This window comes from Streptomyces sp. NPDC088400, from assembly GCF_044753355.1.
Lineage (GTDB): Bacteria > Actinomycetota > Actinomycetes > Streptomycetales > Streptomycetaceae > Streptomyces.
The window spans coordinates 235,006-254,479 of record NZ_JBIVMZ010000003.1 but is presented as its reverse complement, the minus strand read 5'-3'; the positions used below and the strand labels follow the sequence as shown (position 1 = coordinate 254,479).

17 protein-coding genes are annotated in these 19,474 nt (G+C 69.1%); 10 read left to right on the top strand and 7 right to left on the bottom strand.

What is annotated here, in order from left to right; translation table 11 throughout:
* Positions 1-43: 43 nt before the first annotated feature.
* The 6 genes from rhaS to ACIQD6_RS09195 all read left to right on the top strand — a co-directional run bounded on the left by rhaS (position 44) and on the right by ACIQD6_RS09195 (position 6,552).
* Positions 44-1,129, top strand: coding sequence for a rhamnose ABC transporter substrate-binding protein (gene rhaS, locus ACIQD6_RS09220; protein WP_401880079.1), 1,086 nt, complete (start codon positions 44-46; stop codon positions 1,127-1,129).
* Positions 1,130-1,162: 33 nt separating this feature from the next.
* A complete protein-coding gene (locus tag ACIQD6_RS09215) occupies positions 1,163-1,513 on the top strand; it encodes an L-rhamnose mutarotase (protein ID WP_401880078.1) in 351 nt (116 codons plus the stop codon).
* Between the two features lie 33 nt (positions 1,514-1,546).
* A complete protein-coding gene (locus ACIQD6_RS09210) occupies positions 1,547-2,995 on the top strand; it encodes a BNR repeat-containing protein (protein ID WP_401880076.1) in 1,449 nt (482 codons plus the stop codon).
* A 37-nt stretch (positions 2,996-3,032) separates the two neighbouring features.
* Complete coding sequence (locus ACIQD6_RS09205) at positions 3,033-4,457, top strand: arabinose isomerase (protein WP_401880075.1); 1,425 nt, start codon at positions 3,033-3,035, stop codon at positions 4,455-4,457.
* The gene (locus tag ACIQD6_RS09200) at positions 4,457-5,482 is read left to right on the top strand and encodes a LacI family DNA-binding transcriptional regulator (protein ID WP_401880073.1); all 1,026 of its coding nucleotides are present in this window, start codon (positions 4,457-4,459) and stop codon (positions 5,480-5,482) included. The genes ACIQD6_RS09205 and ACIQD6_RS09200 overlap by 1 nt, the downstream gene beginning before the upstream one ends.
* A 188-nt stretch (positions 5,483-5,670) precedes the next feature.
* Positions 5,671-6,552, top strand: coding sequence for a glycoside hydrolase family 19 protein (locus tag ACIQD6_RS09195; RefSeq protein WP_401880769.1), 882 nt, complete (start codon positions 5,671-5,673; stop codon positions 6,550-6,552).
* A gap of 118 nt (positions 6,553-6,670) precedes the next feature.
* Here the strand turns inward: ACIQD6_RS09195 and ACIQD6_RS09190 are convergent, their stop codons facing one another.
* Positions 6,671-7,714 carry a YihY/virulence factor BrkB family protein gene (locus tag ACIQD6_RS09190; protein ID WP_401880072.1) on the bottom strand — a complete coding sequence of 348 codons (1,044 nt, stop codon included), beginning with the start codon at positions 7,712-7,714 and terminating at the stop codon, positions 6,671-6,673.
* A gap of 412 nt (positions 7,715-8,126) precedes the next feature.
* On the opposite strand from ACIQD6_RS09190, the gene ACIQD6_RS09185 reads away from it, so the two are divergent.
* Positions 8,127-8,759 carry a tyrosinase family oxidase copper chaperone gene (locus ACIQD6_RS09185; protein ID WP_401880070.1) on the top strand — a complete coding sequence of 211 codons (633 nt, stop codon included), beginning with the start codon at positions 8,127-8,129 and terminating at the stop codon, positions 8,757-8,759.
* Positions 8,760-8,777: 18 nt separating this feature from the next.
* Positions 8,778-9,641: a tyrosinase family protein gene (locus tag ACIQD6_RS09180; RefSeq protein ID WP_401880068.1), complete on the top strand. Its 864-nt coding sequence runs from the start codon at positions 8,778-8,780 to the stop codon at positions 9,639-9,641.
* A gap of 104 nt (positions 9,642-9,745) precedes the next feature.
* Here the strand turns inward: ACIQD6_RS09180 and ACIQD6_RS09175 are convergent, their stop codons facing one another.
* On the bottom strand, positions 9,746-10,078 hold the full coding sequence (locus ACIQD6_RS09175; RefSeq protein WP_401880066.1) for a chaplin: 333 nt from the start codon (positions 10,076-10,078) through the stop codon (positions 9,746-9,748).
* A gap of 286 nt (positions 10,079-10,364) precedes the next feature.
* Here ACIQD6_RS09175 and ACIQD6_RS09170 point away from each other — a divergent pair, with 286 nt between their 5' ends.
* The gene (locus tag ACIQD6_RS09170; protein ID WP_401880064.1) at positions 10,365-13,892 is read left to right on the top strand and encodes a phosphodiester glycosidase family protein; all 3,528 of its coding nucleotides are present in this window, start codon (positions 10,365-10,367) and stop codon (positions 13,890-13,892) included.
* Between the two features lie 89 nt (positions 13,893-13,981).
* Here ACIQD6_RS09170 and ACIQD6_RS09165 read toward each other — a convergent pair whose 3' ends face one another.
* Entirely contained in the window at positions 13,982-14,404 is a 423-nt protein-coding gene (locus ACIQD6_RS09165; protein WP_401880062.1) for a VOC family protein, read from the bottom strand.
* Positions 14,405-14,461: 57 nt separating this feature from the next.
* Positions 14,462-15,079: an IS5 family transposase gene (locus ACIQD6_RS09160; RefSeq protein ID WP_401880767.1), complete on the bottom strand. Its 618-nt coding sequence runs from the start codon at positions 15,077-15,079 to the stop codon at positions 14,462-14,464.
* A gap of 108 nt (positions 15,080-15,187) precedes the next feature.
* Here ACIQD6_RS09160 and ACIQD6_RS09155 point away from each other — a divergent pair, with 108 nt between their 5' ends.
* The gene (locus tag ACIQD6_RS09155) at positions 15,188-15,538 is read left to right on the top strand and encodes an MmcQ/YjbR family DNA-binding protein (protein ID WP_401880766.1); all 351 of its coding nucleotides are present in this window, start codon (positions 15,188-15,190) and stop codon (positions 15,536-15,538) included.
* A gap of 81 nt (positions 15,539-15,619) precedes the next feature.
* On the opposite strand, the gene ACIQD6_RS09150 is transcribed toward ACIQD6_RS09155, so the two are convergent.
* The 3 genes from ACIQD6_RS09150 to ACIQD6_RS09140 form a co-directional block, all read right to left on the bottom strand.
* The gene (locus ACIQD6_RS09150) at positions 15,620-16,948 is read right to left on the bottom strand and encodes a polysaccharide lyase family 1 protein (RefSeq protein WP_401880060.1); all 1,329 of its coding nucleotides are present in this window, start codon (positions 16,946-16,948) and stop codon (positions 15,620-15,622) included.
* 81 nt (positions 16,949-17,029) lie between these two features.
* Positions 17,030-17,866 carry a rhamnogalacturonan acetylesterase gene (locus ACIQD6_RS09145; protein ID WP_401880058.1) on the bottom strand — a complete coding sequence of 279 codons (837 nt, stop codon included), beginning with the start codon at positions 17,864-17,866 and terminating at the stop codon, positions 17,030-17,032.
* A 215-nt stretch (positions 17,867-18,081) separates the two neighbouring features.
* The gene (locus ACIQD6_RS09140) at positions 18,082-19,419 is read right to left on the bottom strand and encodes an ABC transporter substrate-binding protein (RefSeq protein WP_401880057.1); all 1,338 of its coding nucleotides are present in this window, start codon (positions 19,417-19,419) and stop codon (positions 18,082-18,084) included.
* Positions 19,420-19,474: the final 55 nt, after the last annotated feature.

Genomic DNA, 19,474 nt, shown 5'->3' with positions numbered 1-19,474 from the left:
CCCCGCCCGAGCGTCTGAACCTTCCGAAAGGCCCACGCCCGCCATGATGATCCGTACCGCCGCCCGGCGCCGCGCAGCTGCCACCGCCGCCACCGCCTGTGCCCTCGCGCTCGCGCTGACCGCCTGTTCCGGAACCACCAAGGACAGCGCGGAGAAGGACACGTCGAACGCGGGCAACGCCGCCGAGGCCGACCCGAGCGCCCCCCTGAAGAAGGACCTCAAGCTCGCGTTCCTGCCCAAGCAGATCAACAACCCGTACGAGAAGATCGTCGACGAGGCGGGCATCGCCGCCGCCGAGGAGTACGGCGGGACCGGCAAGGAAGTCGGCCCCTCCGATGCCAACGCCTCGTCCCAGGTCTCGTACATCAACACACTCATCCAGCAGCGCCAGGACGCCATCCTGATCGCGGCCAACGACCCGAACGCGGTGTGCGGCCCCCTCAAGCAGGCCATGAAGAAGAACATCAAGGTCGTCGCGTACGACTCCGACACCGCCAAGGACTGCCGGCAGGTGTTCATCAACCAGGCCAGCTCGGAGGAGATCGGACGCAGTCTCGTCCAGCACCTGGGCGAACAGCTCGGCTACCAGGGCAAGATCGCCATCCTCTCGGCCACCCAGAACGCCACGAACCAGAACACCTGGATCGAGTTCATGAAGGACGAACTGAAGCTGCCCAAGTACAAGAACATGCGGCTCGTGAAGGTCGCGTACGGAGACGACGCGGACCAGAAGTCCTTCCAGCAGACCCAGGGCCTGCTCCAGGCGTACCCGGACCTCAAGGGCATCATCTCGCCCACCACCGTCGGCATCGCTGCCGCCGCCCGCTACCTCAGCGACTCCTCGTACAAGGGCAAGGTCGTCCTCAACGGCCTGGGTACCCCGAACCAGATGCGCAAGTACGTCAAGGACGGCACCGTCGAGCAGTTCTCGTTGTGGAACCCCGAGGAGCTCGGCTACTTGGGCTCGTACGCGGCCGCCGCACTGGCCTCCGGCCAGATCACCGGCGCCGAGGGCGAGAAGTTCAAGGCGGGCAAGCTCGGCGAGTACACCATCGGCAAGAACGGCGAGGTCATTCTCGGCGAGCCTACCGTCTTCGACAAGAAGAACATCGACAAGTTCGACTTCTGAATCGTCACGTCCGACTTCCGATCGGAGGGGCCCGTGGAACGCGTCTGTTTCCTGCTGAAGGTCCGTCAGGACCGCATCACCGAATACCGGGAGCGGCACGACGCCGTCTGGCCGGAGATGCTCCAGGCCCTGACGGAGTGCGGCTGGGGGAACTACTCGCTCTTCCTGCGCGACGACGGGCTGCTCGTCGGCTACCTGGAGACCGAGGACTTCGCGGCGGCCCGGGCCGCCATGGCCGCCACCGAGGTCAACGCCCGGTGGCAGGCGGACATGGCGCCCTTCTTCGAGAACGAAGCGCCCGAAACCATGGGCGCCGATTTCGTGACACGCCCCAGGCCGGACGAGGCGATGAAGCCGCTCACCGAGGTGTTCCACCTCGCTTGAGCCACACCGAGCCACACACCGAGAGGCATCGACATGAGGAACACGAGGCCCAGGAGACGCCCCAGGACCGCCACAGGACTGGCCACCGCACTCCTCACCGCCGCGACCCTGCCCGGCGCGGCCGGCACGGCACGGGCGGCGGACCCGGCGCCGGCGGTCACCAAGCTCGCCGACACCCGACTCGACAGCCAGGCCGTCTACTTCGTGTCGTACGACGGCCTGGTCAACAACAACTCGTTCCAGAAGAACGGGCTGCTGACCTACCAGGGCTACCAATACGCCGCCTGGTACACCGGTGACCGCACCGCCGTCATCGCCCGCCGTGCACTCGGCGCGTCCGCCTGGCAGACGGCGCGGCTGCCGCACCAGCTCACCGTCAACGACTCCCACAACGTCATCTCCATGGGCATCTCACGCGTCGACGGCCGGCTGCACATCAACATGGACTCGCACAGCAACGGCTTCTTCTACGTCAAGTCGGCGGCCGGGCTGCTGAACGACCCCGCCGGACGCGCCTGGAACAGCGGCCAGTTCGGCTCCGTACAGACCACCCTCGACGGGCTCGCCCTCACCTCGCAGTTCACCTATCCGCAGTTCGTCGCCACCCCTGAGGGCCGCCTCCAGCTCAGCTATCGTGTCGGCGTCTCCGGCAACGGCCGCAACGCGCTGGCCGAGTACGACGGCTCCAGATGGACCGGCCTCGGCGAATGGTCGAGCTCCACCGGCACGTACACCAGCGAGCACGGTTCCAGCACCGCCCGCAACATGTATCTGCACGGTATCGACTACGGCGCCGACGGCAGGCTGAACGCCTTCTACACCTGGCGCGAGCAGAGCAACGCCGTGATGTGCGACAGCGGCGGACTCACCAACCACGACACCGGTTACGTCTACAGCGCCGACCGCGGCCGCACCTGGCGCAACGCCGCCGGCACGGTCGTCGGCACCACAGGCGGATCCGACAAGGTGGCGGTCAACGACGCCGGTACGGTCGTCGACCCCCTCAACCCCGACCACTCGCTGATGAACCAGGAGAGCCAGGCCACCGACCGCGCGGGCCTGCCACACGCGATCATCAGCTATGTCCCCGGCCGTTTCGGCCAGTGCACCACGAACTACGTGAACGACCGGACGGCGAACGGCCGCGCCTTCCATGTCTTCAAGAACGCCGCGGGCACCTGGAAGAAGACCGAGATACCGGTCGCGCCGAACTCCACCCAGCGCACCCACCTCGTCCTCGACCGGTACGACAACGCCTACGCCGTCATGCCGTACGGACGGATCGTCGCGGCCTCCAAGTCCTCCGGGTACAGCGACTGGAAGACCGTGTTCGACGGCGCCGGGCTCAACGCCTTCGGCGAGGTGGTCGTCGACGACACCCGCCTTACCCAGGACGGGTTCCTGTCGTTCATGTACCAGCAGAAGTCGAGCGGCACCACCCCCTCGCCGCTGCGCGTCATCGACTTCCGGCTCCCGTCCTGAGGAACCCTCGGGACCCCCACGGCATTAAGGAACCACCATGCCCCCTCGCACTCCCGCAGTCGCCCGCCGGCCGAAGATCGGCCTGGTCGCCGGGGGACTCGGCGCCTACTGGCCGCAGTTCCCCGACCTGCTCCCGCAACTCGAGCGCTCCGCGTCCCGTGTCACGGAACGTATGCGGGAGTTCGACGCCGAGGTCATCGACGTCGGCTTCATCTCCGACGCGCAGGAGGGGGCCGCTGCCGCCGAGAAGCTGCGCGCCGCCGACTGCGACCTGATCGTCGGCTTCCTCACCACGTACATGACGGCCACCATGCTCGTCCCCATCGCCCAGCGCAGTGGCGCTCCCGTCCTGCTGATCAACCTCCAGCCCACCCCGTCGATGGATCACGCGTCCTTCGACACCGGGCAGTGGCTGGCGTACTGCGGTGCCTGTCCGCTGCCGGAGATGGCCAACGCCTTCGAACGCGTCGGCGTACCGTTCCGCTCCGTCTCCGGGCACCTGGAGGACGAGCGCGCCTGGCGGCGCATCGGCCGCTGGATCCGCGCCGCCGGTGTCCGCTCGGTCCTCCGCAACGGCCGGCACGGCCTGATGGGGCATCTCTACCCCGGGATGTACGACGTCTCCACCGACCTCACCATGGTCCCCGGCCGGCTGGGCGGCCATGTGGAAGTGGTGGAATTCGACGATCTGCGGGTACGGGTCGACCAGGTCAAGGACGACGAACTCACCGCCAAACTGGACGAGACCCGTGACATCTTCGAACTCGCCGACTCCGTGGTCGAGGACGACCTCCGGTGGGCCGCCCGCGTCTCCGTCGGTCTCGACCGGCTGGTCGCCGACTTCGACCTGGACTCGCTCGCGTACTACCACCGCGGGCTGGACGCCGAGATCCACGAACGGCTCGGCGCCGGCATGATCCTCGGCTCCTCGCTGCTGACCGCCCGGGGAATCCCGGCCTGCGGTGAGTACGAGCTGCGCACCTCACTGGCCATGCTGATCGCCGACCGTCTGGGCGCCGGAGGCTCGTTCACCGAACTCCAGGCGCTGGACTTCACCGCCGACGTGGTCGAGATGGGACACGACGGACCCGGGCACCTCGCCATCAGCGAGCGCAAGCCGCTGCTGCGCGGACTCGGCGTCTACCACGGCAAGCGCGGCTGGGGCGTCTCCGTCGAGTTCGACGTACGGCACGGGCCCGTCACCCTGGTCGGGCTCGGACAGAGCCGCGACGGCCGGTACCGCCTGATCGCCGCCGAGGGCGAGGTCGTCCCGGGACCGCACCTGGAGATCGGCAACACCACCTCCCGCGTCGACTTCGGCTGCGACCCGGGGGAGTGGACCGACGCCTGGAGCGCCAGTGGTGTCGGCCACCACTGGGCCCTGGCCACCGGCCGGCTGCTGCCGGAACTGCGCGCACTGTCCGGACTCAGCGACCTGGAGCTTGTGGAAGTCTCCGTCTGATGCGTCGCCCGGTGGGAATCAAGGACGTGGCGGGCGCGGCCGGTGTCTCGGTGGGCACCGTCTCGAACGTGATCAACCGCCCCGAGTCCGTCACCGAGGAGACCCGCCGGCGCGTCCTGTCCGCCATCGACCGGCTCGGCTATGTGCGCAGCGAATCCGCACGTCTGCTGCGCGCGGGCGGTAGCCGAATTCTGGCCATGCTGGTGCTCGACATGGCCAACCCGTTCTTCGTGGGGGTGGCCTCGGGCGCGGAGCGCTCCGCGCGCGCGGCCGGGCTCGGGGTGATGCTGTGCAACAGCGCGGAGAGCCCGGCGGAGGAGGCCGCCTACCTCACGATGTTCACCGAGCAGCAGGTACGGGGAGTGCTTGTCACTCCTGCCGACATGACCGGCCGCAACATCGACATGTTCCGCCGCCATGGCATCCCCTTCGTCTTCGTCGACCGCATCGTGCCGAGTGCGGACGGCTGTTCGGTCTCCGTGGACGATGTGGCGGGCGGTGCCCTGGCCGTACGGCATCTGCTGCGGCGCGGCTGCCAGGACATCGCGTACGTCAGCGGCCCGATGCGTCTGGCGCAGTGCCAGAACCGCCGCGAGGGCGCGCTGCTCGCCCTCGCGGAAGCGGGACTGCCGCCCGACGCGCTCCGGCATGTCGAGGCCGCCCGCCTCGATGTCGCGGCGGGCCGGGACGCCGGGGCGCGGCTGCTCGGCATGGCACGGCGGCCCGCCGCCGTGTTCTGCGCCAACGACCTGCTCGCGCTTGGCGTGTTGCAGACCCTCTACCACGCGGGGATACGGGTTCCCGAGGACGTCGCGCTGGCCGGCTACGACGACATCGAGTTCGCCTCGGCAGCCGCCGTACCGCTGACATCGGTGCGCCAACCCGCCATACAGCTGGGCGAGGTTGCGGCGGATCTGCTCATAGAGGAGACCGGCGACGCCGCCGCCGGACACACGCACCGGCGCATCGTGCTCCAGCCGGAGCTGGTGGTACGCGCCTCCACGCTGTCCAGGCCGTCCTGCTGAAGAGGCCGGGAAGCGCCCTCGACAACTCCCCGACTTGGTCTAGACCTTGACAGGGTCCACGCAACTCGGCTTTGGTTCCTTCACCCCCCATGGCGAGCGCCGGAGACGGCGGCTCGCGCGAAGGAGTGAGTCATTTGAGACCGATCTCGGCACGGTCGGGGCAGCGCGTTCTGGCACTGCTCACGGCGATGGTTTCGGCCCTTGTGATATTCCTGCCCGCCTCCTCCGCCTCCGCGGACACCTTCAGGGCCGACGGTTCCAGGGCGGACCGTGCGGCAATGGCCTGTGAATACCCGGCCTGGGTCGCGGGCCGCTGGTACAACGCCGGCGACATCGTCCGGTACACCGATGGGAACTACTACCGGGCGGAGCACGAGAACCCGGGTTACGACCCGGTCATCAGCACCTGGTACTGGGAGCCGTTCAACTGTGGCGGCGGCGGGAATCCGACCGGATTCGTCGTCAGCGAGGCCCAGTTCAACCAGATGTTCCCGGGCCGGAACCCCTTCTACACCTACAGCGGCCTGACCGCCGCGCTGTCCGCCTACCCGGGCTTCGCGAAGACCGGCGGCGACACCGTCATGCGCCAGGAGGCCGCCGCGTTCCTGGCCAACGTGGGCCATGAGACGGGTGGACTCGTCCACATCGTCGAGCAGAACAGCGCCAACTACCCGCACTACTGCGACTGGTCGCAGCCGTTCGGCTGCCCCGCGGGCCAGGCCATGTACTACGGCCGTGGACCGATACAGCTCAGCTGGAACTACAACTACAAGGCGGCGGGCGACGCCCTGGGCATCGACCTGCTCAACAACCCGCGCCTGGTGGAGACCGACGCGGCCGTGGCCTGGAAGACGGCCCTCTGGTTCTGGAACACCCAGACCGGCGCGGGCAGGATGACCCCGCACAACGCGATGGTCAACGGCAGTGGCTTCGGGGAGACCATCCGGAGCATCAACGGAAGCATCGAATGCAACGGTGGCAACCCCGGACAGGTGCAAAGCCGGATCAACAGCTACCAGCGCTTCGTACAGATCCTCGGAACCACCCCTGGCAACAACCTGAGCTGCTGAGCTCCTGAGCCGCTGAATCCCTGAGTGACCGAGCTCGTGGAGGGCCGAGCCGCTCAGGCGGCCGGGTCCCCCAGTGGCCGAGCCACTGAGCCTCCGAACCGCTGAGCCTCCGAGCCACTCAGGACATGTGACGGGCCGGTCCGACGACATCCACATCGTCGGACCGGCCTTCGTAGGATCCGGGCGGTCCGCCGGCCGGTGGCGGTACGGAAACGGACGCGGCGGTCCGGTCCCTGTCACCTCGGACCAGCTCGGCGTTGAACTGCGCACCGGCCAGCAGGGAGAGGTTGGTGACCCAGAGCCAGACGAGGAACACGATGGCACCGGCGAGCGATCCGTACAGCCGGTTGTACGTACCGGCGTGGGCCGTGTAGACGGCGAAGCCGGCCGACGTCAGCAACCAGAGCGCGACCCCCAGGATCCCGCCGGGCAGGGACCGCCGCAGCCGACGCGTCCCGGGCGGACCGGTACGGAACACGATGAGCACCAGAACGGCCGCGAGCGCCAACAACAGCGGCCACTTCAGCACGTTCCACACCACCGTCGCAGTGGTGGCCATCCCCAGCACACGCCCCAGCGCGACCGCCGCCTCCCCACTCAGCACGAGCGTGAAGGCGCTGGTCACCAGAAGCGCCAGCAGAGCACAGGCCGTGAGCGCGATACGCGGCGCGGTACGCCACGGCGGCCGGTGGTCGACCGCGCCGTGCATGGTGTGCAGCGCGCGGCGGAACACCCCGAGATAGCTGGAGGCCGACCACAGCGCGCCGACCGTGCCGAACGACGCCAGCAGCCAGGCCGCTGCGCGCTGCCGCGCCATCTCTTCCAGCGCGTCGCGGACCAGGATCTGGGACTGCCCCGGCACGAGTGCCGACACCTGGCCGACCAGTTTTCCGCTGGCGTCGGAACCGGCGAGCCCGATGGAGCAGAGGGTGACGAGCAGCGCCGGGAAAATCGCCAGGACGGCGTAGTAGGTCAGGGCCGCGGCCCGGTCCGTGGCGTCGTCGTGCCACAGCGCGATCGGCGTACGCCGCAGCGCGCCGGTCAGCCGGCCCTGGCGCGGCCCGTCGGCCGCGCGCGGCCGACCGCGCTCAGCGGGACCCGCCCCGCCGCCCTGCGACGAGATCCCGCGCCCGGATTCCTCGGCGGACACGCTGCCTCCCACTTCCTCGATCGTGCTGTCCGCGAACCGGCGGACCCGGCCTACCTTGCCTCATCGCGCCCAGGGGCAACGACCCGCGCCGGTCCGCCCTGGCCCGCACTTCGCCTCTACCCGTTCCGGAGCGGATCAGGGCGAACGGTCCTACGGGCCTCTGAACATCTCTTGATCCCTACATCCCTCCATCTCTACATCTTTACGGAGCGTGGCGGTTCGCCCGCCGAAGAACTGTTTGGCCTCCGTCTCGTTGTCCTGGTCGGGGCGGCGGCCGGCCTCTGCGCCCCCGTCGCACACCTGAGCCGCTGCCCCGACCAAGCAATGTGTCCGCGCCCCGTTCCCGGTTCCGGCAGGCCCAGCGGGTTCCGCTGCCGGATCCCGTACGTACGGCGTGGGCACCACCGACGAACGGAGGTCGTTCATGCCAGGCGGAACGCGGACGGAGCCGGAACGCGCGCGGGCGAAGCGGCCCGCACCCGTGGCCGTCGGCCCCGAACCTCCCGGCGAAGCCGCGCCGTCCGGCGGCGGCCGCTCCCGGCGCCGTCTGCTGCGCGCGGCGTTCACCCTCGGTGTGGTCGCGGGCGTCTCGGCGGCGCTGGCCCCTGTCTTCGTGGCGGGCCGTCGGGTCACCCGGGGAGTGGTTCGGGGAGCGGCCGGCGGAGGAGCGGGCACGGCGGCCGAAGTGAGCCGGGTCTTCGACGGGATGTACCGGGGACGCCGTATCCAGATCGGTGCAGGTGGTGCAGGTGGTGCAGGTGGTGCCGGTGGTGCCGGTGCGGTGCCTGCGCACCTCGCCTCCGAGCCCGACGCCTCCGCCCCTTCTGTCCCCCCAGCCTCAGCGGTTCCGGACGACTCCCCGCCGTCGCCGGCATCCGCGTACGACATCCGGATCGACGGCCGCTCCCTGCATGTGATGCGGCGCGCCGACGGCAGCTTCCTGAGCGCGGTCAATCACTACGAGTCGTTCCCGACGCTGCTCGAAACGGCCCGTGCGGCGGTCGACGACCTCGACGGCGCCCAACTGTCGCTCTCCGGGCCCATCCACCACATCTGACAGGAGGAGACCTCACCGGTGTACACCAGAAAGAACCAGCGCAAGCTCACCAGCGCCGAGAAGAAGAGGTTCGTCGGCGCCGTCCTGGAGCTCAAACGCCGGGGTGAGTACGAGGAGTTCGTCCAACTGCACATCCAGTACTACGTCTCCGACGCGGAGGACGGGCCGCGCGCGGGGCACATGGCTCCCTCGTTCCTGCCCTGGCACCGGCGTTTTCTGCTGGAGTTCGAGCGTGCGCTCCGGCGTGTGGACCCGAAGGTGACCGTCCCGTACTGGGACTGGACCACCGACAACACGCCCGCCGCCTCGCTGTGGTCCGAGGACTTCCTCGGCGGCAACGGCCGGTCGCGCGACCATCAGGTCATGACCGGTCCCTTCGCCTACACGACGGGCAACTGGGAGATCAAGGACGCTGTGACGGAGGGGAATTACCTCACCCGCAACTTCGGCCGCCCGTCCGCTTCGGTCTCGCTGCCCACCAAGGACGAACTGGCCTGGGCGATGAACGAGAAGGTGTACGACGCCGCCCCCTGGGACTCCACGGTGACCTCGGGCTTCCGGAACCGGCTGGAGGGCTGGGCGTCCGGCGGCACCGGGCGCTGGCGCAACCACAACCGCGTCCACCGCTGGGTCGGCGGGCACATGCTGGGCGGCTCCTCGCCCAACGACCCGGTCTTCTGGCTCCACCACGCCTTTGTCGATCTGCTCTGGGACCGCTGGCGGCGGAAGCACCCGAAGGCGACCTATCTGCCGAGGAAAAAGCTGCGGGCCGGTGATCCGCAGAGCGGGCGGGCCATCAGCCTGGAAGAACCCATGCCGCCGTGGAACGTCAAGCCGTCCGAACTTCTCGACCACAGCAAGCTCTACCGCTACGAGGTCTGACGGTCATGCACCCTGAGGCGGCGACGGCCTCCCGCGCGAAAACGCGGGAGGCCGTCTCTCACCGGAATCGCACGGCCCCGTGGCCGCGCGGTTTCAACGGGCGATCAGTTGCCGTAGCCGGCCTTGTGGTGACCACCCTTGTGGTGATCCGCCTTGTGGTGACCACCCTTGTGGTGATGGGACTTGACCTGGGGGGCCGACACGTTGGCGCACGTGTTGCCGAACGCCGGGTTGAGCAGACCGACCACGTTGATGCTGTTGCCACAGACGTTGACCGGGATGTGCACCGGCACCTGGACCACGTTGCCGGACAGGACACCGGGCGAACCGATGGCCGCCGCCCCGGCGCCGGCGTCAGCAGCGGCCATACCGGCGCCACCGGCCAGCACGGCACCCGTGCCGACGAGAACAGCGGTTGCCTTCGCGATACGCGACATCAAGTTTCTCCTTGAACGTATGAATCACGGCCGCACGATGTGCGGCCTTCGCACGTTCAACGCCGCGACTCACGCTGGGTAACGGACAACCCGCGATTCGATGGGGGATCTTTGGAACTACCACTGGATCAGAGCAGCGGACCGCGGGCGACCGAACGGTTCGACCGCGTCACCGTGTGTTCTCCCCGCGGTTCCCCCGAACCCCTGGTTCATTGGTGTGTGCACGGCAATGCTGGCGGCTGACAGCGCTCACCCATACGTATGTCCCCGTCCTTCAGGAGAAGTTGTGGGCCCAGGCATCGCCAAGCGGTCCGCCGTGCTGTTCGCGGTGGTGACCGCTCTGACGGCGGGGGCGGTATCCCCGTCCTCCGCAGACTCCACCCCCGACCCCCGTCCTCACACGTCCGCGGAGATGCTGCGGCCGATCGCGCCCCCACCCGCCGGCGCGCCCCGCACGGCGCCCGGATCCGGCGGTTCCCCGCGGGTCGACGCCGACGGGATCGAGACCGCGCGCGCTTCCCGTCCGGTCGCCCCCGGCGTCCGGCTGACCTCGTACGACCGTCTCGAATCCGACAAGTGGCTGCGCGTGAACGCGCTCTCCGTCGATCTCGGCGGCAAGGGCGCACAGACCGACTACCTCTCCTCCGGCAAGGTCTCCGACCGGCGTACGGTCTCCGAACTCGCCGCCCGCCACGATCCCGGACCGGGTCGCCGTACCGTCGCCGCGATCAACGCGGACTTCTTCGACATCAACGAGACGGGCGCGCCCCAGGGCCCGGGTGTCGCGGACGGCAAGGTGGTCCACTCTCCGGCGGCCGGGGCGAACCAGGCCGTCGGCTTCGGTCCGGGAGACGCCGGGCGCCTTCTGAAGCTGTACTTCGACGGGACCGTGACACTTCCCTCCGGGCCGCGCGCGCTGGCCGCGTACAACGCGGCGAACGTGCCGACCGGCGGCATCGGCGCCTATACGGCGGGCTGGGGCGAGGCCGACCGCGCGCTCACCGTCGACCGGGCCACTCCCGTCGCGGAAGCGACCGTACGGGACGGCAAGGTCGTCTCCGTGACGGACAGACCGGGCCGCGGGCCGGTCGCCGAGGGCACCACGGCGCTCGTCGGCCGGGAAGCGGGCGCCGAGGCACTCGCGGCGCTGCGGCCCGGCGACCCGGTCACCCTGGCGTACCGGCCGCGCACCGACGGCGGGCCGGTGCCACGGACCGCCGTCGGAGGCCGCGAACTGCTGGTCGTGGACGGAGCGGCGCAGAACCACGACGGCGAGGGCAACAACATCGCCGCGCCCCGCACCGCCGTCGGGTTCTCTCGTGACGGCGGCACGATGCAGGTGATCACCGTCGACGGCCGACAGGCCGACAGCGGTGGGGTCACCCTCACCGAACTCGGCCTGATGATGCGGCGGGCCGGTGCCTACAGTGCGCTCAATCTCGACGGCGGCGGCTCCTCCACGCTGGTGGCCCGCGCGCCGGGCAGCGACGCGATGCGGGTGGAGAACAGCCCCTCCGACGGTAGCCAGCGCACGGTTCCCAATGGCCTCGCCCTCACCGCGCCGGACGGCAGCGGACGGCTCGACGGCTTCTGGGTCGAGCCCCGTACGCCCGCGGCCGACGCCCCGACCGTCGACCCCGTCAAGGGAGGTCACCCCGAGCGGGTCTTTCCCGGGCTGACCCGTCGGCTCACCGCCACCGGTTACGACGAGACGTACGGCCCGGCGGCCGGTGCTCCCCACTGGCGGGCCGTACGGTCCTCGGTGGGCCGGGTCGACAGCCACGGGGTGTTCACCGCGCGCGCCGGCGGTACCACCGAGGTACGGGCCGAACGCGGACGCGCCCACGGCGGTGCGGAGTTGACGGTGCTCGGCTCGCTCGACCGTATCCAGCCGACCACTCGTCGGGTCGGACTCGCGGACGCGGCGGCGACCGGCACCTTCGGCATCGTCGGACTCGACGCCCACGGGGCCGGCGCACCGATCGAACCGCAGGACGTGCGACTCGACTACGACCGCTCGCTCTTCACCGTCACCGACGACGGCAAGGGAGCGTTCACCGTCAAGTCCCTGAAGGGGACCGGCGCCGGACGGATCACGGCGACGGCCGGCGGCGTCACGACCGTCCTCGCCGTGAGCGTCGGACTCGAGGAACAGCAGGTCGCCGACTTCGACGACGCCGCGTCCTGGACGTTCAGCCAGGCGCGGGCGGGCGGCTCGGTCGCCGCCACCCCGGACGGCCACCCCGGCACCGGGCTCGCCCTCTCGTACGACTTCACCCGGTCCACCGCCACCCGCGCGGCCTACGCGAATCCGCCGAAGCCGGTCCCGGTGCCCGGCCAGCCGCAGTCCTTCACACTCTGGATCAAGGGGGACGGCAAGGGCGCGTGGCCCACGCTCCATCTCAAGGACGCGGCGGGATCGGACCAGTTGCTGCGCGGTCCGTATCTCACCTGGACGGGCTGGCGGCAGGTGACCTTCGCCGTACCGGCCGGGGCGGCGATGCCGCTCAGTGTGAACCGCTTCTACCTCGCGGAGACGGCAGCCGCCAAGCAGTACACGGGGGAGATCGTGATCGACGATCTGACGGCGCAGGTGCCGCCCACGGTGGAGCTGCCCGAACAGCCGCGTGCCGCAGATCCGTTGATCGACACGGCAAGGGGAACGGCGGGCAGGGACTGGCGGTTCGCGGTGATGTCCGACGCCCAGTTCGTCGCCCGCGACCCGGACGGCGCGATCGTGGCACAGGCCCGCCGCACCCTGCGGGAGATCAAGGCCGCGAAGCCGGACTTCCTGGTCGTCAACGGCGACTTGGTCGACGAGGGATCGCCCGAGGATCTCGCCTTCGCCCGCAAGGTGCTGACCGAGGAACTGGGGGACTCTTTGCCCTGGTACTACGTACCGGGCAACCACGAGGTGATGGGCGGCTCCATCAAGAACTTCACCGACCAGTTCGGCCCCGCCCAACGGATCTTCGACCACGAGGGGACCCGCTTCCTCACGCTCGACACATCGAGTCTGAGTCTGCGCGGCGGCGGCCTCGCCCAGATCAAGGCTGTACGGGAGCAGTTGGACGCGGCGGCGCGTGACGACCGGGTCCGCTCGGTGATACTGATCGAGCACGTGCCGCCGCGCGACCCGACCGTCCAGAAGGCCAGCGAGCTGACCGACCGCAAGGAGGCGGCGCTCGTCGAGCACTGGCTCGCGGACTTCCGCCGCACAACGGGCAAGGGCGCGGGGCTCATCGGCAGCCATGTCGGAGTCTTCGACGCCTCGCGCGTGGACGGCGTGCCGTATCTGATCAACGGCAACTCCGGCAAGGCACCGTCGGCCCCGGCGGGCGAGGGCGGTTTCACCGGCTGGTCGCTGGTGGGAGTGGACCGGGTGTCCCGGGGCGAGTGGACGGCGGCGCGCCTCGAACCGTGGAAGGGCGGCCCCGACTGGGTCTCCGTACAGACCCGCGCGCACACGGACGCGCTGGCCCTGGACGCTCCGGCCGTTCTGACCCCCGGCCAGGGCTCGCGGGTCAAGGCGACCGTCATCCAGGGGAGCAGGGCCGTGCCGGTGGGACATCCGTTGAGCGCCGACTGGTCCGGGTCCCCCAACCTCCGTATCACGGACACCGGGAGGGCCGGGACCGCCGAGATCCGGCACGGGGGCCGGCCACGCCATACGGCGGTCTTCGATCCGGCCACGGGCACCCTCACCGCGCTGCGGCCGGGGACGGTCACCCTCGCGGTGACGGTCGGTGGTGTGACGCGGAGGGCGGAGGTCCGGATCGCCGCCGCGTCAGGAGCGACGGTGCCCGCGGCGTGAGGGGATGAATACGGTGGCTCCGCACCCGGCGCCGGGTGCGGAGCCACACGGTAACTGCCCCTTGCGGCAGGCCGATTGACGGGCAGCCGTTAGTCAGTGGTTTGTGACAGCGATGCGGTGCGTGGGCGATGGGCTCGAACGTCCACAGGGCGTCCATCGGGATCGCGAGCTGTCATCGTCCACTGCGTGGGCAGTGTCGCGATCTGTCCGACCGGCCGCCCGGCACCCAGGATTTGCTCGCGAACCTCACACAGCTGCGCGTATGTTCCCACGCGCAGCCCCCATCCCGCATTGCTGAGGGGATCGAGATCAGTGGTGGGGGCGGTAGCGGTTTCGACGATCATCAGGTGGTCATCCCCGCCGACATCGATGACTGCGATCCGAGGCTCAGAATGGGTTGCAGCGCGCTCGAATGCGAGCGCTGCTCCGAGCAACTCCGTGTAGTACGCCACGAGCCGGTCGAGGTCGGTCGTGGACAGCGTCAGATGGTTGATTCCGAAGAGATCGGGCATGGTGCGTCAAGTGTAGTCCAGCCGCTGGACTGCGCCTGGGGCGCGATTGAGATGTGGTCACGGTGCCTGGCGTACCAAGGTGAGTTGAATGGTGGCTTCGTAGCGGATGGCGAGTTTCTCGTAGCGTGTCGCGACGCCTCGCGCCTGCTTGAGGAGCCCTGTCCGGCACTCGGCTTTGTGTCTGGCCTTGTATTGCTCACGGTCGGAGCCGGGCGGGCGGCCACCGGTCGAACCTCGGCGTCTGCGGTGTCCGGCCTGGTCACGTTTCTCCGGAATGGTGTGCGGGATCTGCCGGCGGCGCAGGTACTCGCGGATTTTTCGAGACGAGTAGGCGCGGTCGGCGAGGACGTGAGCGGGTTGGGTGCGCGGATGTCCGCCGCCGATCCGCGGAACGCGGATGCGGTCCATGACCTCGGTGAACACCGGGGCATCGGCCCGCTGTCCAGCAGTGACCACGACAGCCAGAACGTGAAAGGAGGCGTCGACGGCAAGGCGAATCTTGGTGGTCAGGCCGCCGCACGAGCGGCCGAGTGCGTGGTCGTCCGGCTCAGCCGCCAGGCCGTCCGGACTCGTCCGGACTCGATCGGACTCGATCGGCAGCCCCCTTTTGCGAGCCCCGGCGGCGGGTTGGTGGGCTCGACAGATCGTGGAATCGACCGACGCCTCCCACTCGATGTGTCCGGCAGCATCGGCCCGTGTGTCCGTCAGTGTCCTCGGACCGGCCGGGACCCCTCCCGGACCCGGCCCGTGAGAATGGGCGAGGGCCCCTCGGGTGCCCGTACGATGGTGATCGTGAATGTGATGGACGCCGAGGACGTGCGCCGTATCGCGCTGTCCCTCCCGCAGACGGTGGAGAAGGAAGCGTGGGACATGCCCACGTTCCGCGTGGCGGGGAAGATGTTCGTCACGGTCCCCGACGATCAGACGTCATTCGCCGTGCGGTGCCCCAGGCACGAGCGGACCGAGCTGATCGCGGCGGAGCCGGAGAAGTTCTGGGTGCCGCCGCACGAGGCGAGTTCCGCGTGGGTGCGGGTACGGCTCGACGCTCTGGAGGACCTGGACGAGTTGCGTGACATCGTCGTGGACTCCTGGCAGCAGGCCGCGCCGGAGCACCTGAAGTCCGCGTCGTCGTAACAGGGAGAGGCGAGGTACGGAGTGGCTTTCCCGTACCTCGCCCCCTCTCGTACCTCGCCTCTCGCGTACCTCTCGCGACAGTCAGTGGATCTTCCCGGCGCCGGCGCGCCCGTCGACCAGGTGCGGGACCGCGCGCGGGTTGTCGACCTGTGTGCGCAGGGCCGGGGTCCAGCCCGCGTCGGACCGCAGGGTCTCCTCGGGGATCTCCGCGTTGTGGACGGCGAGCAGGTCGACGTACGACCCGTTGACGTGGTTGCCCGCGGTGGTGACCGGCGAATCCTTCCACTTCTTGAGGATCGTCCCGGCGCGCACACCCGCCGGAACCGTGAACGCGTTCTTCTCGGCGACAAGTTGGGATTCGATACCGATGCCGAAGGAGTACACGTAGCCCGACTCCGGGACGACGAAGTGGTTGTTGTACGTGTCGACCTTGCCGAAGCGCACCCGTGGTGCCCGCTCGATGATGTTCTTGAACTGGTTGTGGTGCAAGGTGACATTCAACTTGCCGCGATCGGAGGCGCCCGCGCTGTCGCTGTTGCCGATCATGAGTGTTTTGTCATGGTCGGCGAAGACGTTCCAGGAGGCGGTGACCAGGTCGGCGCCGTGGACGATATCCAGCTCACCGTCGTGCTGCTGATACAACTGGCCGTAGTAGTGGGGCTGTTCGCTGTCCGGGTGGCGGCCGTCGGTAAAGGTGTTGTGATCCACCCACACATGCGTGGAGCCGTACACCACCAGGTTGTCGTACTCGGAGTTCCAGGCGCCGTTCTCACCGTCCGTCGGATCCCACTGCGGGAAGCAGTCGAACGCGTCCTCGAAGGTGAGGTTGCGGATGATGACATTGCCGACGTCCTTGACCTGGAGGCTGCCGCCGAGGATTCGGGCGTTCCCGCCCACACCCACGATGGTCGTGTCGGCCGGGACGTACGCCTTGATCCGCGCGCCCTGTACGGCGGCTGACGCGGCCCGCAGATCCTCCTGCTCGCCGCTCACCGGATTCTCGTGGCCCCAGACCGCCGGATCGTACGCCGCGAGGTACTTGTCGAAGGAGTAACCGGCCACGGCGTAGTCGTCGCAGGTACGTTGGTTCCCCTCGCTGTCGGAGAGCGCGTCGAGTGTGCCCTTGACCCGGATGATCGACGGGCTGCCCTCGGCGGCGGCCAGCGCGGCCTTGAACTCGGCCCAACTGGTCACGGTATAGACGTGTTCGGCGTCGGCGGCCCGGCCGCCGGTGGTGCCGCCGTCGGCCGAGGCCCAGCCGTCGTTCGCGGCGAGGACGGACCGTTCCAGGGAAGGGCCCGGGGCCCGCCCGTGTGCCTGGGCCGGTGCCGCGAGGGTGGCCAGGGCCAGCGCCGTACCGCACGCCAACGCTGTCGTGGTGATGAGTGCATGACGTCTCTGCCTGTGCATGGCCGCTCCTCGGTCTTCGAATCAGGGAGTGAAAGGGGTGAAGGGGGTGCGGGGGAGTGAAGGGGCTGAGAGCCGAGAGGATCAGGCGAGCCAGGTGAGCCAGGATTCGGGAATCTCCCTGTTGAGGCGGCGTATCTCGCCGGGTGCCAGCACCCGCTCGTCCCGCAGCGCGCGTGCCACCATGCGGGCGACCGCGATGGCGCCCGGCGGGCGGAAGTGGGTGTTGTCCGATACACCGTCGGGATAGTTGGGCGACTCGCCGGGCCGGAGCCAGTTGAAGTACGCCTTCGTCGCCTCGGCTCCCATCCGCTGCCACAGCGCCAGTGACGCGGCCTGGATGTCGAGCACCGGAATACGAAGGTCGGCGGCCAACGCGCGCATCGCCGCCGGGTAGTCGCCGTGTGTCGCGAGCGCGTTGCCCGCGGCGTCGTACCTGCGACGCTCCACGGAGGTCAGCAGGACCGGCCGGGCGCCACGGTCCGCCGCGCCCTCCACGTACCGCCCCAGATACTCCTGGTAGGTCGTCCAGGGCTCGGTGTAGCGCGTGGGATCGGCGGTCTTCTCGTCGTTGTGTCCGAACTGGACGAGGAGCAGGTCTCCCGGCCGGATGGCGCGGAGGATCGGGGCGAGCAGTCCCTCGTCGATGAAACTCTTCGAACTGCGGCCGTTCACCGCGTGGTTGGAGACCCTGAGGTGCCGCCCGAGCAGGAAGGGAAGGGCCATGCCCCAGCCGGTCTCGGGGGCGGCCGTCGCGTACTTGTCCGCGGCCGTGGAGTCCCCGGCTATGTAGACGGTTCTGCCAGGGCGTGGACCGTGCCCGCTCGGGGCGTCGGCCGCGGCGGGGGTGGCGGCTGTCGCCGCGGCGGCCAGCGGCAGCGCCGAGAGCGCCGCGGTGGCCTGTCTTCGGGAGATGGACACGCCGATCTGCCTCACATTCCCTGAGCGAGGTGCAGGGCTGGGGGATACGTGGTTAGGGGTTACGGGCTCATATGGACGTGGGCTATGTGAGCGGGGCGCCGGGGGAGGAGCCGGAGGCGGAAAGCGCCCTCGAGGACGTCCACCACCGACCGGCCCCACGACCGGCCGAACCGTGCGACCGGTGGTCAACCCGATCAGCGGTCAGCGATCAGCGGTCAACTCTTGTTCTGCTCCTTCCATTCCGCCTGGGCGTCATTGAGCTCCTTGGCGATCTTGTCCGCGAATTCCTTCGCCGACATGTCACCGAGGAGGACCTTCTGGAAGTTCGGCTCGTTGCCGCTCTTGCTGATGGTGTTCCAGTCGGGCAGGTAGTACGGCAGGTTGACGATCTTCGTGGTGCCGTCGCTGAGTGCCTTCATCGCGGCGGCGGTCGGTTCGGCCTTCTGGACCCAACTGTCGGCGGCGGCATCGGTGTTCGCCGGTATGGAACCCGCCGACTCGTTCCACGCGCTGTTCGACTTGTGAGAGGCCGCGAATTCGATGAGTTTCCAGGCGGCCGCCTTGTTCTTGCTGTTCTTGAACAGACCGAGGCCGTCCACCGGGTTGGAGACCTGGACGCGCGAGCCGTCCTCCCGGGTCGGATAGGGAAGGCCCTTGAACTTGTCCGTCCCGAGCGCCTTCACATGGTCCTGGTAGGAGGCGAGATTGTGGGTCAGCATGCCGATCGAGCTGTTGTCCCACTGGGCGACCATCTTGATGAAGTCATTGTTGACGTCGGCGGACGGTGTCACCTTCTTGTACAGGGCGACGTACTTCTCCAGCGCCGCCACGTTCCTGGGGTCGTTGACGGTGGTCTTGTCGCCGTTCCAGAAGGACGTGATGCCGGACTGCCCGTACATCGCGTCCATCGCGGGTGCGATGGAGCCCGAGCCGCCACGCATCGTGTATCCGAACTGGTTCTTCCCGGCCGCGGTGAGCTTCCGAGCCGCCGCGTAGAACGTGGTCCAGTCGGTGGGCGCCGCCAGATCGGCCTCCGCGAACAGGTCCGTGCGGTACCACAGTGTGCCGTTGTTGCTGGAGGTCGGCACCGAGTACATCTCGTCCCCGCGACCGCCGGCCGACTTGACCCCGTCCACCATGACGGGGACGAGCTTGCCCTTGAGGCCGCTCGCGTCGATACGGTCGCCCACCGGATCCAGGACGTCCCGCACCACGAGGTTGGAGAGATAGGCGGTGCCGACGCCACCGACGTCCGGCAGCCCGCCGCCGTCGATCGCCGTGTCGTACTTCTGCTGGACCTGGTCGATCGGGATGCCGACGTACTTCACACGGATGTCCGGGTTCTGCTTCTCGAAGTCCTTGATGATCTGTGACCAGATCTCCCGCCGCTCACCCGTGTTGTTGTCCCACAGGGTGATCTCGCCCTTTCCGGAGCCCTCGCTGCCGCTTCCGCCGCTCCCGTCGTCACCGCACGCGGTCGCCGTCAGGGCGAGTACCGCCGTCAGCGAGACGGCCGCGGCCGTCCGACCTCTGTACACCTTGGGGATCCTCATCGTCGGCTCTTCTCTCTCGTGTTGTGTCGGATGCCGCCGCCCGTGCGGCTCGTAC